This is a genomic window from Sphingomonas sp. Leaf38 (genome assembly GCF_001421825.1).
Classification (GTDB): Bacteria; Pseudomonadota; Alphaproteobacteria; order Sphingomonadales; family Sphingomonadaceae; genus Sphingomonas.
The window spans coordinates 271,393-288,054 of sequence record NZ_LMLD01000009.1 but is presented as its reverse complement, the minus strand read 5'-3'; the positions used below and the strand labels follow the sequence as shown (position 1 = coordinate 288,054).

Annotated in this window: 18 protein-coding genes; 10 read left to right on the top strand and 8 right to left on the bottom strand. The window is 65.6% G+C overall.

Annotated elements, in window-relative coordinates:
* The first annotated feature begins 42 nt into the window (after window positions 1-42).
* From cobU to ASE88_RS03635, 3 genes are all read left to right on the top strand, one after another.
* Window positions 43-603 (top strand): bifunctional adenosylcobinamide kinase/adenosylcobinamide-phosphate guanylyltransferase, encoded by a 561-nt coding sequence (cobU, locus tag ASE88_RS03640; RefSeq protein WP_056476354.1) that lies wholly within the window; start codon window positions 43-45, stop codon window positions 601-603.
* A 99-nt stretch (window positions 604-702) separates the two neighbouring features.
* A complete protein-coding gene (locus ASE88_RS18690) occupies window positions 703-840 on the top strand; it encodes a hypothetical protein (protein ID WP_156348210.1) in 138 nt (45 codons plus the stop codon).
* 398 nt (window positions 841-1,238) lie between these two features.
* Window positions 1,239-2,000 (top strand): Crp/Fnr family transcriptional regulator, encoded by a 762-nt coding sequence (locus tag ASE88_RS03635; RefSeq protein ID WP_235527801.1) that lies wholly within the window; start codon window positions 1,239-1,241, stop codon window positions 1,998-2,000.
* 4 nt (window positions 2,001-2,004) lie between these two features.
* Here ASE88_RS03635 and ASE88_RS03630 read toward each other — a convergent pair whose 3' ends face one another.
* The 6 genes from ASE88_RS03630 to ASE88_RS03605 form a co-directional block, all read right to left on the bottom strand.
* Complete coding sequence (locus ASE88_RS03630) at window positions 2,005-2,223, bottom strand: hypothetical protein (protein WP_056475497.1); 219 nt, start codon at window positions 2,221-2,223, stop codon at window positions 2,005-2,007.
* A gap of 65 nt (window positions 2,224-2,288) precedes the next feature.
* On the bottom strand, window positions 2,289-3,542 hold the full coding sequence (locus ASE88_RS03625; RefSeq protein WP_056475493.1) for an N-succinylarginine dihydrolase: 1,254 nt from the start codon (window positions 3,540-3,542) through the stop codon (window positions 2,289-2,291).
* A complete protein-coding gene (locus ASE88_RS03620; protein ID WP_056475490.1) occupies window positions 3,539-4,555 on the bottom strand; it encodes an arginine N-succinyltransferase in 1,017 nt (338 codons plus the stop codon). Before ASE88_RS03620 ends, ASE88_RS03625 begins: the two co-directional genes overlap by 4 nt.
* The gene (locus ASE88_RS03615; RefSeq protein WP_056475486.1) at window positions 4,552-5,757 is read right to left on the bottom strand and encodes a hydrolase; all 1,206 of its coding nucleotides are present in this window, start codon (window positions 5,755-5,757) and stop codon (window positions 4,552-4,554) included. The genes ASE88_RS03620 and ASE88_RS03615 overlap by 4 nt, the downstream gene beginning before the upstream one ends.
* A gap of 40 nt (window positions 5,758-5,797) precedes the next feature.
* On the bottom strand, window positions 5,798-6,700 hold the full coding sequence (locus ASE88_RS03610; RefSeq protein WP_055876132.1) for a YdiY family protein: 903 nt from the start codon (window positions 6,698-6,700) through the stop codon (window positions 5,798-5,800).
* 39 nt (window positions 6,701-6,739) lie between these two features.
* Window positions 6,740-7,234, bottom strand: coding sequence for an RNA pyrophosphohydrolase (locus ASE88_RS03605; RefSeq protein WP_055876131.1), 495 nt, complete (start codon window positions 7,232-7,234; stop codon window positions 6,740-6,742).
* Window positions 7,235-7,308: 74 nt separating this feature from the next.
* Between ASE88_RS03605 and ASE88_RS03600 the strand changes: the two genes are divergently transcribed.
* From ASE88_RS03600 to ASE88_RS03590, 3 genes are all read left to right on the top strand, one after another.
* Entirely contained in the window at window positions 7,309-8,226 is a 918-nt protein-coding gene (locus ASE88_RS03600) for a histone deacetylase (protein WP_056475483.1), read from the top strand.
* A gap of 20 nt (window positions 8,227-8,246) precedes the next feature.
* Window positions 8,247-9,608, top strand: a complete 1,362-nt coding sequence (locus ASE88_RS03595; RefSeq protein WP_056475482.1) for a cryptochrome/photolyase family protein — start codon at window positions 8,247-8,249, stop codon at window positions 9,606-9,608.
* Window positions 9,609-9,812: 204 nt separating this feature from the next.
* A complete protein-coding gene (locus tag ASE88_RS03590) occupies window positions 9,813-11,057 on the top strand; it encodes an SAM-dependent methyltransferase (RefSeq protein WP_056476352.1) in 1,245 nt (414 codons plus the stop codon).
* Between the two features lie 81 nt (window positions 11,058-11,138).
* Here the strand turns inward: ASE88_RS03590 and ASE88_RS03585 are convergent, their stop codons facing one another.
* On the bottom strand, window positions 11,139-11,849 hold the full coding sequence (locus ASE88_RS03585) for an SDR family NAD(P)-dependent oxidoreductase (protein ID WP_056475479.1): 711 nt from the start codon (window positions 11,847-11,849) through the stop codon (window positions 11,139-11,141).
* A gap of 16 nt (window positions 11,850-11,865) precedes the next feature.
* A complete protein-coding gene (gene purF, locus ASE88_RS03580) occupies window positions 11,866-13,323 on the bottom strand; it encodes an amidophosphoribosyltransferase (protein WP_055876120.1) in 1,458 nt (485 codons plus the stop codon).
* A gap of 133 nt (window positions 13,324-13,456) precedes the next feature.
* On the opposite strand from purF, the gene hisI reads away from it, so the two are divergent.
* Genes hisI through ASE88_RS03560 form a run of 4 tightly spaced genes read left to right on the top strand, consistent with a single transcriptional unit; the run spans window position 13,457 to window position 16,592 of the window.
* Window positions 13,457-13,819, top strand: coding sequence for a phosphoribosyl-AMP cyclohydrolase (gene hisI / locus ASE88_RS03575; protein WP_056475476.1), 363 nt, complete (start codon window positions 13,457-13,459; stop codon window positions 13,817-13,819).
* The gene (locus ASE88_RS03570) at window positions 13,816-14,301 is read left to right on the top strand and encodes a hypothetical protein (RefSeq protein ID WP_235525655.1); all 486 of its coding nucleotides are present in this window, start codon (window positions 13,816-13,818) and stop codon (window positions 14,299-14,301) included. The genes hisI and ASE88_RS03570 overlap by 4 nt, the downstream gene beginning before the upstream one ends.
* A gap of 32 nt (window positions 14,302-14,333) precedes the next feature.
* On the top strand, window positions 14,334-14,786 hold the full coding sequence (locus ASE88_RS03565; RefSeq protein ID WP_055876115.1) for a MerR family transcriptional regulator: 453 nt from the start codon (window positions 14,334-14,336) through the stop codon (window positions 14,784-14,786).
* A 3-nt stretch (window positions 14,787-14,789) separates the two neighbouring features.
* Window positions 14,790-16,592 (top strand): acyl-CoA dehydrogenase C-terminal domain-containing protein, encoded by a 1,803-nt coding sequence (locus tag ASE88_RS03560; RefSeq protein ID WP_056475473.1) that lies wholly within the window; start codon window positions 14,790-14,792, stop codon window positions 16,590-16,592.
* Window positions 16,593-16,662: the final 70 nt, after the last annotated feature.

Below are 16,662 nucleotides of genomic sequence, written 5' to 3'. Positions count from 1 at the left end.
ATCGTCATTCCGGCGATCAGCCGCAAGCATGAAGGAGACAGCGTGGCATCATTCGAAGCAGACCCGGCGTTCGGAAAGAGCCTGTTCGTGCTCGGCGGCGCGCGTTCGGGCAAGAGCCGTCATGCCCAGGCGATGGCGGAGGCAGCAGCGGTGCCGCCGGTACGCCTGGTCTATGTCGCAACGGCGCAGGCGTTCGACGGTGAGATGCACGACCGGATCGCGCGCCACCGTGCCGAACGCGATGCGCGGTGGCGTACCGTCGAGGCGCCGCTCGGCCTCGCCGCCGCGTTGCGGACGGTAGGGGAGGCGGGCCATGTCGTGCTGGTCGATTGCCTGACCTTGTGGCTGTCCAACCTGTTGCTCGCCGACGCGGATATGGACACGGAGGTCGAAGCCCTGCTGGCGACAATAAGGACGCTGGAGGCGCGCATCATCCTGGTCTCGAACGAGGTCGGACTCGGCATCGTCCCCGACAACGCGCTCGCGCGTCGCTTTCGCGATGCGGCGGGCCTGTTGCATCAGCGGATCGCCGCTCAGGTGGATTCGGTCGACATGGTCATGGCGGGCCTCGTCCAATGCTGGAAGCGTCCAACGACTCCGTGATCCGATCAGAAGGCTTGGCGTCGGACGTGGGATAGCGAGGCCCGTCCAAGACAACCCGGCTTGCATGGCGGGCTGGGGATTTGGTACGCACGGATCTCTATGCCGACCGCCGTCATCACGACAATCACAGGGGAGGGGGGTGTCGATACGCAGAGCGAAGCGCAGGCGATCGCGCGCTTGAATTCGAACCTCTTCCTGATCCAGGAAGCGTCACGGATCGCCGACGAAGGCGACTAGCGACTGGTCGGCCCTCTAGTCGCCACGAAGCTCAGCGATTGCGTCGATTGCCTGAAAGATGCACTTGCGGAAATCAAGCGCGGCGCCGCGACCCTTTGGTGAGCCTGTCTACCGGTAAGAAACACCGATTGCTCGGGCGTTGCGCAGGACTGCTACTATTTAGCCAGTTTCCACGAGCATCTTATCCAGAACATACGGACTTATCGCGGCATTTCCTAGGATTCCCGAGATAAAACTTAATATAGATTTATTAGTTCTCTCGATCATATGTTGGAATAAAATCGTTCTGGCTATGTTATCGTTGCGCCTTGAGAGCCAATACTTGGACGCTGGCGGCCGAGAGAGACGTATGCTCCCGTCCTGATCTGTGCGGGAGAACGCAGTTGAACGATATCGTGATGGATGATGGGGTAGTGACGTCGCCTCTCGCAGCGCTCTCACCTCTCGCGTTGATGGTGCGCAAGCTAGAGACCCATGCAATTCTCGACGAGGACGATCGGCGCGCGCTGTTGGCGCTGCCCCATACGCTGCGTACGTACGAGCCTTCGTCGTACCTCGTCCGCGAAGGGGATGCGCCCGAGCAATGTGCGGTTTTGCTGTCGGGGTTCGCATATCGCCAGAAGCTGACCGGATCGGGGATGCGCCAGATCGTGTCGCTTCACGTGCCTGGGGAGGCGCTGGACTTTCAGCATCTCTTTCTCGATGTTGCCGATCACAACGTGCAGACGCTGACCCGTGCCAACGTGGCGACGATCTCGCGGATGGCGCTGCGCGATCTTGCGCAGACGCGCGCATCGATCGGCAACGCGATCTTCGTCAATACGCTGGTCGAGGCGTCGATTTTCCGCGAATGGATCCTCAACGTCGGCCGACGCGATGCGCGGTCCCGGCTGGCGCATTTCCTGTGTGAATTCGCGATCCGGCTCGACATGCAGGGGCTGGTCGACGAAACCGGCTATGAACTGCCGATGAGTCAGGAACAGCTCGGCGACGCGCTCGGGCTAACCGCGGTCCATGTCAACCGGACGATCAAGTCGCTCGAAGCAGACGGTCTGATCTCGCGCAACCGTAGGCGGATCAGTTTTCCGCGCTGGGATGCACTACGCGAGGTGGCCGACTTCTCCAGCCGCTACCTGCATCTGTCGCCACGGAAGCCCTGAAGGTTCAACGGTCTCGGCCGTGTTCGAGTGAATCGATAATCCGCCCGCCCGCCATGAATACCGCGATCGGACAGGCGGCGAACAGCATCCAGCCGCCATAGCCGGGATATTGCTGCAGATAATGGACGCCGCGTTCGACCGCGCCGAGACCGAGCCCGTAGATGACGAGGAACGCTTCGAATTTGGTCTTGATGACGAAGAGGCGGGCGAAGCGAGTCCACATGACTGCAACTTAGCAAGACCGGTGCCAATGGCAGAAATCTGCGGATTATCGCACTGGATATATGGTTAAGTGTAAATTAACCCGACAAGATCAAGTGCGCGCAGAAGCGCGGTTCGCGCGGCCTCGATGTCCGCGATCAGACCAGGAGCGGCGATCGACGCCGGATCGATCGCCTCGGGCCAGTGGGCGCCGACGATCGAGGCGATCCGGTCGAGTTTGGCGTGATCGACGAGGAAGCGTGGATCGACCTGTGACGGATCGGCGACGAGGCGAAGACGCAGGCAGGCAGGACCGCCGCCGTTGCTCATCGACTCACGGACGTCGACGACATGCAAATGGCGGATCGGCCCGTTTCCGGCGACGTGCGCCTGAAGCCAGGACCAGACCGCGGCATTCGCGCGTGCCTCCTCGGGCAGGATCAATGCCATGCCATCCGCCAGCGAGACGAGTTGCGCGTTGAACAGATAGGACGCGATCGCATCGGCGAGGCTAACGCAGTCGGCCGGAACCTCGACGATCTCGACCTCGGGCAGGACGCGACGCAGATCGGCGTAAAAGTCTTCCTTGTCCTCGAACGCGTGCTCGTGGGTGAATAGAACGCGTTCGTTGGCGACCGCGACGACGTCGTTATGAAAGGCTCCCGCGGCGATCGCGATGCCGGATTGCTGGACGAACAGCGTCCGCGCAGGATCGAGGCCATGCGCGCGCGCGATGGCTTCGCTTGCGTCACGGTGCTGGCGCGCGGGAAAGCGTCCGCCGGGTTTGCCGTAGACGAAGACCTCGACGCCGGGCGAAGCGTGGTCGGCGCAGAGCCGCATGTGGTTCGCCGCGCCCTCGTCGCCAAATGGGGCGGGAACGGGAGGATGAACGACGAACGCAGGGTCTGCGAACGCCGTCTGCAATTGTGCGAGCGTACCCGGCCATTCGTGGCTGCGGTGCGGCATCGTCACCAGGTTCGCGACGGTCAGGTGACAGCGGCGATCGCGCGTATCGGACGCGGGCGAGACCGTCGCCGCGTTCGCTGCCCACATCGCCGACGCCGACAAGGCCTGTGCGCGAAGATGGTCGGGCGCCTCCGGATAGGTTGTGGCAAGCGTTTCGAGCCAGCGATGGTCGGGACGGGCGAGCGGCATCAGCACGGCCTGCACGAGCCCGAGATCGAGGTTCGCGCGCATCTTGGCGATGCCCTGCAACGCGGCCGCACGCGGATGCGCGATCTGCCCGGCATGATGCGTCGCGGCCAGATTGCCGGGGCTCAGGCCTGCGAAATTATGGCTGGGGCCGATCAGCCCGTCGAAGTTGATCTCGACCATGGTCATAGCCGTGCGACATGGGTCACGAGCGCGCCTTCGGAGACCGCGAGCGCCGCGGCGCTGCGCGGGGAGAGGACGACCCCGTCGCCGGCCGCGCGTACATGGCCGAAGGCACAGCGGAAATCGGCGAGATTGCCGGTTGCGACCAGCGCCTCGGTGCCACCATCCTGATCGATCGCGACGACCCTGCTTTCCCGCGCGTCGGCGATCGAGCGGACTCGGTCGGTGCGCGCGGTCATGGTCGGGCCGCCGTCGAAGATGTCGACGTAATTCTCGAACGCGAAGCCTTCGTTTTCCAGCATCCGCATCGCCGCGCGACCCGAGGGGTGCGGCAGGCCGATCGCCGCGCGTGCGCTCTCGGTCAGCATCGCCGTGTAGATCGGGTGCTTGGGCATCAGGTCGGCGATGAACTGATGGCCGTTGATCGCATTGAACTGATCCGCGTCCTGGAAATTCATTCCGAAGAAGCGGCCGGCGAGGCCGTCCCAGAACGGCGAGCCGCCCGCTTCGTCGATCACGCCGCGCAGTTCGGCAAGGATGCGGTCGGCAAAACGCGCACGGTGCATTTTGATGAAGAGATAGCGGCTGCGGGCAAGCAACAGGCCCAGACCGCCCGCGCGTTCGCCGGGGTGGAGGAACAGCCCGCCGACTTCGCTCGCGCCTTCAAGATCGGTCGCGAGGGACAGCATGTCGGCGCGGAAGGTGCGGTTGAGCTCCTTGCTGTGCTGTGTGAGCTGGCCGATCCGGTAGCTGTAGAACGGATAGCTTTGACCGACCTGCGTGAAGATCTGGCAGGTGCCGCGGACTTCGCGCGTCTCGGTGTTCTCGAGGATCAAGACGAACAGTTCGTCCTGGACCGGGCCGTCGCCGCGCGCGAACGCCGCGTGGCTGCGTTCGAGCTTGGCGGTGAGGGCACGACGATCGGGTGGCAGGTTGGTGAAGCCGCCGCCGGTCAGCTTGGCCATTTCGTAGAGATGCTGTAGATCGTCGTCGACCGCTGCGCGGATCCTGAAACTCACAACCGGCCCTCCGCGATACGCAATATGGTGACGGCCGACAGCGCTGCGCGCTCGGCAAGGCTGTCGGGGATCATGAACTCGTCGGTGGAGTGGATCGCACCGCCACGCACGCCCATCGTGTCGACCACCGGGACGCCAGCAGCCGCGATATTGTTGCCGTCGCACACGCCGCCGGTCGCCTTCCAGGCGATATCGAGGCCCAGATCGCTGCCCGACGCCTTGACGAGGTCGAACAGGCGCGCGGCGCCGTCGTCGATCGGTTTGGGCGGGCGGTTGAAGTTGCCATGGACCTCGATGCGGACGTCATGCTCGGCGGCGACGATCGCGACCGCGGAGTCGATGTGCGATTGCGCGCGCGCGATGTCGTCGAGCGTAGCCGGGCGGAAATTGATCCGCAGGATCGCCAGGTCGGGGACGACGTTGTTCGGCCCGCCACCCTCGATCCGCGCCGGGTTCACTGCGAGCCGTGGACCGCGGACCTTCGACAGCCGGACGGCGATATCCGCGGCGGCGACGATCGCGTTGCGGCCCTCTTCGGGGTTGCGCCCGGCGTGTGCGCTACGGCCGCGAACGATGATCGAGAAATTGCCGGTGCCGCCGCGGGCGCCGGCCAGCGTTCCGTCGGCGAGCGCCGGTTCGTACGTCAGCGCGGCGACCTTGCCCTTGGCGGCGCTAGCCAGCAGCGCGGCAGAAGAGAAGGAGCCGGTTTCCTCGTCGGAGTTGATGACGACGTCATAGCCGATCCGGGCAGCGAGGGGGCTCGCTTCGACCGACTGAAGTGCAGCGAGCATCACGACAAGTCCGCCCTTCATGTCGGCGACGCCAGGGCCGTTCAGCCGGCCGTCGTCGAGCCATTGCAGCGATTGGAACGCGTGATCGACCGGATAGACCGTGTCCATATGCCCGGTAAACAGCATCCGCACCGGCGCTTCCGGCCGAACGACAAGATGGAGATGCCGCCCGTGCTCGATCGTCGATACGACGCCGTCGGATCCGACGGTCTCGACCGGGGTCGGCGCGATCAAGGCGATCTCGCCGGGCAGGACCGCGAATGCATCCCCCAGCAGGCCGGCCATCGTTGCTAGCCCCGCAAGGTTGCGCGTGCCGCTGTTGATCGCGGCCCAGGCCTCGACCTGCGCCAGCATCGGCTGCGCGTGCGCCTTGTCGACGGCATCGCGCTCTATCGGTGAAAGTCCCCTCATGGTGCGACCCTAGCGAGGCCGGGCGCATGTGGGAACAGCGTCAGAAGCTGTAGACGAGCGAGGCGCGGCTGGTGGTGTCGGTCGAGACAGAGCCCACCGGCGGTTCGCTCTCATATTGAACGCTGTATGACAGCGCCGCGGAGAGTGGCCCGATCAGCTTGGCGTTGAGCGAGGTCGTGCCGCTGAGCGTACTGTTGTAGCGCTGGACATAGGCCGACGCGACCTGGCTGACCGACAGCCCGCTGAGAATACGCACGCTGAAGTTCGCCGTGCCACGCGCGGCGAGGCTGCTCTGCACGGTGTCATCGGTGAATTCCGTGTGACGATATGCCGGCCCAATCTCGAGATCGAGCTTGGTACCCGCGGCCTTGATCACGCTGTAGCCGGCACCGACCGAGGTCGAATAGCGGTTGTAATAGCCTAGGAACCGATCACCCTCATACTGCCCGACCCCATAGATATAGGCACGATCGTCGATCTTGTAGTTGGGTTCGTACGAAGCGAGATAATGTTCGCGCGTCGTGATGTTCAAATTCGACTGATAATCGGCCTGGGCATGAAACTTGTGGCGCCATCGCAGACCTTCGCGGTTGAGGTCGAGCACCGCGGTGCCGCCTGCTGTGTCGGAATTCCCGGTGGTCAGATAGCCGCCGATCTCCGCCCTGCCGCTCCACAAATCAAGGAAGCTGGCCTGGCGGATTACCTGCGTGCGCTGCGCTACGCGGTCGGCCTTCCACTTCTCGGCAATCGCCAGCACGGCGTCGCCGCTGAGCGGATCGGCGGCGCGTGCGTATTTGGCGACCGTATTGACGTCGGCTTCGTTACCCGATTCCAGCGCCGCGTCGAGCATCGCCCGGATCGTCTCGGGGATCATCACCGATTGCGGATCGGGCGCGTTCGCCACCAGCAACGGAGCGAGGAAGAGAAGGGGTAAGCGTCGCACAGCCGTTCCGTAGCGGCAGTACAGCCTATTGGGAACTGCTCAGCGCGTCCCGGTTGCGCCGAGATGTGGCGCGAAGGCGGCGAGCACCTGTTCGTACAGCGCCGTCTTGAACGGCACGACGAGGCGCGGCAGTTCCGCAAGCTCGCTCCAGCGCCAGGCGCGAAACTCCTGATGTTCCGTGGCGATATCGATATCCGCGTCGGTGCCGTTGAACCGGTACAGGAACCAGCGCTGCGTCTGTCCACGCCATTTGCCCTTCCACACCTTGCCGAGCAGTTCGGGGGGGAGGTCGTAGACGAACGCGCCTGGCGCCTCGGCGACCAGGCAGACCTTGTCGGGCATCACCCCGGTTTCCTCGCCGAGTTCACGCAGCGCGGCGGCTTCGGCATCCTCGCCCGGATCGATCCCGCCCTGCGGCATCTGCCAGGCCTCGGACGGCGAATCGTTGCGCTGGCCGACGAAGACCTTGCCCTCGGCGTTGACGAGCATGACCCCGGCGCAGGGGCGGTAGGGCAGGGTCGAGTAATCGGTCACGAAAGTCTCCGGAATGCAGGCGCTTGTGCGGTGGCTCGCTTGGGCTGCCGGCAGCGCGCACCTACCTAAGGACCATGATCCATGTCGTCCACCACCCCGACTATGTCACGCCGGCCCCTGCGCGCTCGACCTATCGCTGGAACAAGAACGGGCTGATCCGGGACCTGTTGCTTGACAAGGGCGATGCGGTGACGTGGCATCGCGCCGAGCCGACGCCGACCGCATGGCTGGAGGCGGTGCATGACGAGGATTACGTCGCCGAGGTGCTTGGCGCGCAGGTGCCAAGGGAGAAGGAGCGGCGGATCGGATTTCCGGTGACCGCGGCGGTGGCGTCGCGCGCGGCGATCGTGCCGCACGGCACATGGCTGGCGGCGTGCCTCGCGCTGGAGCACGGGTTTGCGGCGAATACGGCGGGCGGGAGCCATCATGCGCTGGCGAACACGGGCGCAGGGTTTTGCGTGTTCAACGATCTTGCGGTGGCGGCGGCACGGTTGATCGATGAGGGCAGGGTGACGCGCGTGCTGATCGTCGATTGCGACGTGCATCAGGGCGACGGGACCGCGGCTTTGCTGGCCGGACAGCCCGATATCGCAACCTACTCGATCCATGCGGAGAAGAATTTCCCGGTGCGCAAGGCGCGGTCGACGCTCGACGTGCCCTTGGCGGACGGGATCGGCGATGCGGCGTACCTCGCGACGCTCAAGCAGACGCTGGTGCCATTGCTCGATGCGTTTCGGCCCGAGCTGATCCTGTATCAGGCGGGGGTCGATCCGTTCGAGGGGGACCGGCTCGGACGGTTGTCTCTGACGCTCGACGGTCTAGCGCGGCGGGAGCGGCTGGTTGCTGGCCTGGCGATCGCCCGGGGGGTGCCGCTCGCGAGCACGGTCGGCGGCGGCTATGGCGAGGATGCGATGGAGATCGCCGAGCGCCATGTCGCCGCGATTCTGACGCTGGCGGAAACTTTTGCCGCCGCGGGTGACGCCGGACGCTAGGTTCGTGCATTGAACGCGCGATGACTAAACCTTGCCTGCTCTGGCTTCGCCAGGACCTTCGCCTTCACGATCACCCCGCGCTGATCGCGGCCGCGCACGCGGGGCCGGTAATCCCGGTCTATGTGCTGGACGACGATGCGCCGGGGGACTGGGCGATCGGTGGCGCACAGCGCTGGTGGCTGCACCACACGCTCGACGCGTTCGGCACGTCGCTGGAAAAGAAGCACTCGAAGTTGATCCTGCGGCGCGGCGATGCGGTCGAGGTACTGACGGCGCTGATGGAGGAAACCGAGGCCGAGCAGATCCATGCAATCCGGCATTACGAGCCGTGGTGGCGCAAGGCCGAAGCGGCGCTGGGCGATCGGCTGTGCCTCCACGATGGCAATCACCTCGCGCGGGTCGAGGATGTGAAGACGGGCTCGGGCGGGCAGTTCAAGGTCTATTCGTCGTTCTGGAAGGCGCTCAACCAGATGATGCCGCCGGGTGACCCCGAGCCCGCGCCGCGGACGATCCCGGCGCCGGAGCATTGGCCTAAGAGCGAAACGGTTGCCGACTGGGACCTGCTGCCGACCAAGCCCGACTGGTCCGCCGGGTTCGACGACTGGACGCCGGGCGAGGCGCAGGCGCTGAAGGCCGCGAAGGCGATGGCGCCGATCGTCGAGGCCTATGACATTGATCGCAACATGCCGTCGGTCGAGGGCACGTCGCGGCTGTCGCCGCATCTGCATTTCGGCGAGATTTCGCCGCGAACGGTGTGGCATGCGGTCGACGGGCACGGCGATGCGACGACGTTCCGCAAGGAACTGGCGTGGCGCGATTTCACCGATGGCGTGGTGCTGACGATGCCCGATTACGGCAAGACCAATGGGCGGCCGAAATTCGATGCCTTGCCGTGGCGGACCGGAAAGGCGGCGCAGGCCGATCTCAAGGCTTGGCAGACGGGCAGGACGGGCTATCCGATCGTCGACGCCGGGATGCGCCAGCTGTGGGCGACCGGGTGGATGCACAACCGTGTCCGGATGATCACCGCGAGCTTCCTGGTGAAGCATCTGCTGATCGACTGGCGCGCAGGTGAGCGCTGGTTCTGGGACTGCTTGGTCGATGCGGATTACGGGAATAATGCGGTGAACTGGCAATGGGTCGCCGGGACCGGGGTGGATTCGAACATGTTCGGACGGATCATGGCGCCGTTGTCGCAGTCGGAGAAGTTCGACGCGGGGGACTATATCCGGCAATGGGTGCCTGAACTGGCGAAGGTGTCGGGCGAGGCGATCCATGATCCGGACGAGTCCGGCTGTCGACCGCGCGACTATCCAGCGAAGATCGTCGGGCACCGCGAAGGCCGCGAACGCGCGCTCGAGGCCGGGCGGCAGGCGCGGTGATCGACTGTTAAACGCCCATTCGTCATCCTGACGAAAGTCAGGACCCAGAGCCAGGGACGTCAGCCCCTGTTACCCTGTGTCCTGACTTTCGTCAGGCTGACGATACGGGGGGCGTCGGTTGTGGGCTGTCGATCGACCGTCATGATCGGCCGTTTGACGCGTGCCTCTTTCCTCGCTCGCGCCCGTGTTGCATGGAGCGCCGCGATGACTGCCGTTCCCGCTTTCGACGATCGTCCTGCCGCGCAGGTGTCCCCGGTCGCGCGCCTCGTCGCGCCGGTCTTTCACCGGTTGCTCGACCGGATCGACGCGGGGCTCGCGAGCGGCGGGATCGAGGCGCGGCTGCCCGATGGCACGCGGCGGCTGATCGGCGGCCGCGCGCCCGGACCGCTACCGGTGGTGATCGTCCACCGGTGGCGCGCGCTGGTGCGACTGGCGACGGCGGGATCGGTCGGCTGGTACGAGGGCTGGGTGGCCGGCGACTGGTCGAGCCCCGATCCGGTGCCGCTGTTCGATCTGTTCATGCGCAACCGTCATACGCTCGGGAGCGCGGCGCGGTCGGGCGGCGTGGTGCGGCTGGCGGCGCGTGCCTGGCACCGGATGCGACGCAACGACCCGACCGGCTCGCGACGGAACATCGCGGCGCATTACGACCTCGGCAATGATTTCTACGAGACGTGGCTCGATCCCAGCCTGACCTATTCGAGCGCGATCTTCGCCGAACCGATCGACGATGCCGAACCGCACGAGGCGGCGCAGACGACCAAGCTACGCGCGATCCTCGACCGGACCGGCGCACGGGCAGGCGATACGATCCTGGAGATCGGCTGCGGCTGGGGATCGTTCGCGGAGATGGCGGCGCGCGCGGGCGTCGGCGTCCATGCGCTGACGCTGTCGACCGAGCAGAAGCGGCAGGTCGACGACCGGATCGCGGCGGCGGGGCTCGACGGCGTTCGCGTGGCCCTGACAGACTATCGCCACGTTACCGGGACGTATGACGCGGTCGCGAGCATCGAGATGGTCGAGGCGGTCGGCGAGGAATATTGGCCGGTCTATCTCGACGCGATCGCGCGCGCGTTGAAGCCGGGCGGTCGCGCCGCGTTGCAATATATCTCGATCGACGATGCGATCTTCGACTCCTATTCGCGGAGCGTCGATTTCATCCAGCGCTATGTGTTTCCGGGCGGGATGCTGCTGTCCGAGCCGCGGTTTCGCGCGCTGGCGGAGGCGCGGGGGTTGGCATGGGAGGACCGGCGCGGGTTCGGGCTGCATTATGCCGAGACGCTGCGGCGGTGGCGGGTGGCGTTCGACGCCGCGGTTGCCGAGGGGCGGTTGCCGGTGCGGTTCGACGCGCGGTTCGTGGCGTTGTGGCGCTACTATCTGATGTATTGCGAGGGCGGGTTCCTCGGTCGCGGGATCGATGTCGCGCAGGTCACTTTGGTGAAAGTATAGCGTTTTCCTGCGTACGCAGGAACCCAGGGTAACGGGCGGTAGCGCTTGGTATCCTGGGCTCCTGCTTTCGCAGGAGAACGGTTAGTTCACCCGCTCGAAGTGGCCGGGCTCGAAGCCCTCGATTGCCAGCGCTACGATCCGGTCTGCAACGACGGTCGGTTCCTTGACTGAGTTGGGATCCTCGCCCGGATAGGCGCGGGCGCGCATCTTCGTCCTTGTCGCGCCTGGGTCGACGATCGCGGTGCGGATCGCACTGATCTCGGCCATCTCGTCGCCATAGGCGCCTAGCAGGGTCTCGAACGCGGCTTTCGATGCGCCGTAGAGGCCCCAGTATGCGCGTGGCTTCCGGCCTACGCTGGACGTTACGCCGATGACCCTGGCCGACTTGGCCTTTTTCAGCATCGAATCGAACGCCGCGATCAGTGCGGCCTGCGCGCTGACGTTAAGCGTCAGGACCTGCGCCATTTCCTTGGGATCGATCGCCGGGACCGAGGACAGCGAGCCGAGCATGCCCGCATTGAGCACGAGGATGTCGAGCGCATCCCATCTATCGCCGATCGCGGTCGCCAGCCGGGCGATCGCTTCGCTTTCCGCCAGATCGAGCGGAGCAATGGTCGCCGAGCCGCCGGCCGCGTGGATCGTGGCCTCGACCTCTTCGAGACCGCCGGGCGTCCGCGCGGTCAGGACGACATGCGCGCCCTTGGCCGCCAAAGCGATCGCAGTGGCGGCACCGATGCCGCGGCTGGCACCGGTGACCAGCGCCAGCCGGCCTTCGAGAGGCTTGTCAGTCATTATCACTCCGCGGGTATCAGATGACGCGTTCGGCGAGCATCGCGAACTGATCGACTTCGGCGCCCTCGTCATGATCGGTCAGCGTGGTCGGATAGTCGCCGGTGAAGCACGCATCACAATATTTCGGGCGGACATCCGCGCGCTTCGCCTCGCCCAGCGCCTTGTAGAGGCCGTCGATCGAGATGAAGTTGAGGCTGTCGGCATGGATGAAGCCGGTCATCCCGCCAAGATCGAGCTTGGCCGCGAGCAGCTTCTCGCGCTCGGGCGTGTCGACGCCGTAGAAGCACGAGTGCCGCGTCGGCGGGCTGGCGATCCGCATATGGACTTCGGCGGCCCCCGCCTCGCGCATCATCTCGACGATCTTGAGCGAGGTCGTGCCGCGGACGATCGAGTCGTCGACGAGGATGACGCGCTTGCCCTTGATGAGCGCGCGGTTGGCGTTGTGCTTGAGCTTCACGCCGAGATGGCGGACCTTGTCGCCGGGCGAGATGAAGGTGCGGCCGACATAATGCGAGCGGATGATGCCGAGCTCGAACGGGATGCCCGATTGCTGCGCATAACCGATCGCGGCAGGCGTGCCCGAATCGGGAACCGGAATGACCAGATCGGCCTCGACCGGTGATTCGATCGCGAGCTGCGCGCCGATCGCCTTCCGCACCGAATAGATCGAGTGATCGCCGACGATCGAATCGGGCCGCGAGAAATACACCCATTCGAAGATGCAGGGCCGCGCCGCCATCGGCGCGAACGGGCGGATCGAACGGATCTCCGCGCCCTGGACGATGACCAACTCGCCCGGCTCGATCGCACGGACGAAGGTGGCGCCGACGACGTCGAGCGCGACTGTCTCGGACGCGAAGATCACCGCGTCGCCGAGCTTTCCCATGACGAGCGGGCGGATGCCGAGCGGATCGCGGCAGGCGATCATGCCTTCCGGCGTCATCACGATCAGCGAATACGCACCCTCGATCTGCTTGAGCGCATCGATGAAGCGATCAAGCAGCGTGCGATAGTTCGACGTCGCGACGAGATGGATGATCGTCTCGGTATCGCTGGTCGACTGGAAGATCGAGCCGCGGCGGACGAGCTCGCGCCGCAGCCGCATCGCGTTGGAAATATTGCCGTTATGCGCGATCGCGAAGCCGCCGGTCGACAGCTCGGCATAGAGCGGCTGGACGTTGCGCAGCGCGGTCTCGCCGGTCGTCGAATAGCGGACATGGCCGCAGGCGACGGTGCCAGGGAGCGCGCGGATCACGTCGTCGCGGTCGAAATTGCCCGCGACATGCCCCATCGCGCGGTGCGTGTGGAAATTGGCACCGTCGAAGGTGGTTATCCCGGCAGCTTCCTGCCCACGATGTTGCAAAGCGTGCAGGCCGAGCGCGACGAGCGCAGCCGCGCCCTCGGTGGCCGAGACGCCAAACACCCCGCACTCTTCGCGAAGTTTGTCGTCGTCATAAGGGTTTGTCGTCAGCATGCCGGATCTCACGTCGTGCGGAGGCTGCCCTATACGAGCGCTTCCCGCGTTTGTCGCCTGTTTGTAATAAGCTTGCGCGGATCGTTTCGCGCGGGACGGTCGCATCGGCGCCGGTTTCGGGTATATCCGTGGCATGACACACAGCCGCGACACGGGCCTCACGCTCGATCCCAAATTCGATTCCGCCGGGCTTTTGACCGCGGTCGTCACCGATCGCGTATCGGGCGACGTGCTGATGGTCGCGCATATGAACGCCGACGCACTGGCGCAGACGCAGGCGACCGGCGAGGCGCATTTCTGGTCGCGGAGCCGCGAAACGCTGTGGAAGAAGGGCGAGACATCGGGGAACGTGCTGCGCGTCGCCGAACTGCGGATCGATTGCGACCAGGACGCGGTATGGGTGATCGCGGATGCGGCGGGTCCGGCCTGCCACACCGGCGAGCGCACCTGCTTCTTCCGGCGGATCGAGGGCGACAGGCTGGTGCCCGCCGAATGAGGCGTGCGCTGCTGCTCGCCCTCGCGCTGGGCGGTTGCGGAACGGAGCCGTCGAACGCGGTCGCGGACAGTCCGGGTGCGCGGCTCGAGGCGGCGGCGCAGACGGCGGGGATCGTGCCCGATCCGGACGCGCCTCTGCAGGGATCCTGGTCGCGCGATACCGACCGCGTGTGTGTCGTCGGTACCGGCAGGACGAGCCGGATCGGCGTCAGCGTCGAGTATGGCGAGGATCAGGCCTGCGCGGCGTCGGGGACCGTGGAGCGGTCGGGCGCCGTGCTCAGGCTCGCCTTTGGCGCCTGCACCTTCGACGCGCGGTTCGACGGCGATCGGATGGTGTTTCCCGCCGACGTGCCCGAGGCGTGCGAGTCGCTGTGCACCGGGCGCGCCTCGCTGGCGGCGGTCACCGTCGAACGGCTGAGCGAATCGCGATCGGAGGCCGCGACGCTACGGTCATCGGGCGGAAAGTTGCTTTGCGGCAATTGACGTTGACGTAAACGAGAGTTACGTATTCGGGGATGGCGACACGAGCATCTCCTCACTCCCGGGTCTCTCCTGAATCCTACGCGGTGATCGAGCCGCGGCACGACCGTGAGAGCTTCACGATTTCCGACCTGTCGGCCGAGTTCGACGTGACCGCGCGCGCGTTGCGGTTCTACGAGGATGAGGGGCTGATCGGCCCCGAGCGTCGTGGCACGCAGCGCATCTATTCGCATCGCGATCGCGCGCGGCTCGCCTGGATCCTGCGCGGCAAGCGGGTCGGGTTCAGCCTCGGCGAGATCCGCGAGATGATTGATCTCTACGATCTCGGCGACGGCCGCCGTGCGCAGCGCCAGGTCGTGATCGAGCGCAGCCAGGCCCGGATCGCGCTGTTGACCGCGCAGAAGCGCGACATCGATCTCGCCATCGACGAACTCACCAGTTTCGTGGCCCTTCTCGAAGTGAGCCGCGCCCAGGACAACCAAGGATAAACCATGCCCCAGTATACGCCCCCCGTCCGTGACACGCGTTTCGTCCTCGAGCATGTCGTCGGCCTGCCACGCTATTCCAATCTGCCCGGCTTCGATGGAGCCTCGCCCGACGTCGTCGATGCGGTGCTGGAAGAGGGCGGCAAGTTCGTCGCCGAAGTGCTGTTCCCGCTGAACCTGTCGGGCGACCAGCAGGGCTGCACGCGCCACGAGGACGGTTCGGTGACGACGCCCGACGGCTTCAAGGAAGCGTATAAGCAATATGTCGAGAGCGGCTGGGCCACGCTCGGCAACCAGCCGGAATATGGCGGGCAGGGCATGCCGCATGTCGTGTCGACCGCGTTCCAAGAATACATGATCTCGTCGAACATGGCGTTCGCGATGTATCCCGGCCTGACGCACGGGGCGATCGCCGCGCTCGTCGCCAAGGGGTCGGACGCGCAGAAGGCGATGTACGTGCCCAAGATGGTGTCGGGCGAATGGGGCGGCACGATGAACCTGACCGAGCCGCAGTGCGGCACCGATCTGGGGCTGATCCGCACGAAGGCCGAGCCGCAGGCGGATGGGTCGTACGCGATCACCGGTACGAAGATCTTCATCTCGAGCGGCGAGCACGACCTGACCGAGAACATCATCCACCTCGTGCTGGCGAAGACCCCCGGCGCGCCGGACAGCTCGAAGGGCATTTCGCTGTTCGTCGTGCCCAAAATGTTGGTGAACGAGGACGGCTCGCTCGGCGCGCGCAACGGCGTCACCTGCGGCTCGATCGAGCACAAGATGGGCATCCACGCAAACTCGACCTGCGTGATGAACTATGATTCGGCGACCGGCTGGCTCGTCGGCGAGGAAATGAAGGGTCTCGCGGCGATGTTCATCATGATGAACGCGGCGCGGCTCGGCGTCGGGCTCCAGGGCCTCGGCGTGGCCGAGGTCGCCTATCAGAACGCGGTCCAGTACGCGCACGACCGTCGCCAGGGCCGCGCGCTGACCGGCGCCAAGGAGCCGCAGGAGAAGGCGGACACGCTGTTCGTGCATCCCGACATCCGCCGCATGCTGATGGAGGGCAAGTCGCTGACCGAGGGCCTGCGCGCGCTGATCCTGTGGACCGCGCTGCAGGCCGATCTCGAGCATAGCGCCGAGACCGAGGACGAGCGCCAGACGGCGGGCGACATCATCAGCCTGCTGACCCCGGTCATCAAGGGCTATGGCACCGACATGGGCTACGCGATCGCGACCAACGCGCAGCAGGTCTATGGCGGCCATGGCTACATCGCCGAATGGGGCATGGAGCAATATGTCCGCGATGCGCGGATCGCGATGATCTACGAAGGCACCAACGGCGTGCAGGCCATGGACCTGGTCGGCCGCAAGCTGGCGCAGAATGGCGGACGCGGGATCCAGGCGTTCTTCAAGCTGGTCGCGGACGACGTCGCGGCGGCAAAGGCCGATCCGGCAACGGCGGCGTTCGCCGAGGCGCTGGAGAAGGCGAACGGCCAGCTTCAGGCGGCGACGATGTGGTTCATGGCGAACGGCATGAAGAACCCCGAGAATGTCGGCGCGGGCGCGGTCAGCTACATGCACCTGATGGGCATCGTCGCGGTCGGCGTGATGTGGCTGCGGATGGCGGTCGCTGCGACCACGCTGAAGGCGGCGGGCGAGGGCGAGGCCGCGTTCCTCGACGCCAAGCTGGTGACCGCACGTTTCTACGCCGAGCGGATCCTGCCGGATGCGGGCGCGCTGCGTCGAAAGATCGAGGGTGGTGCGGAATCGCTGATGGCGCTGCCGCCCGAGATGTTCATGGCCGCGTGATCGGGGGCGGATTGCCGAGGTGATCCGCCGCAGACGTCCTTCTCCCCTGCCGGTCAGGACGGGGAGAACG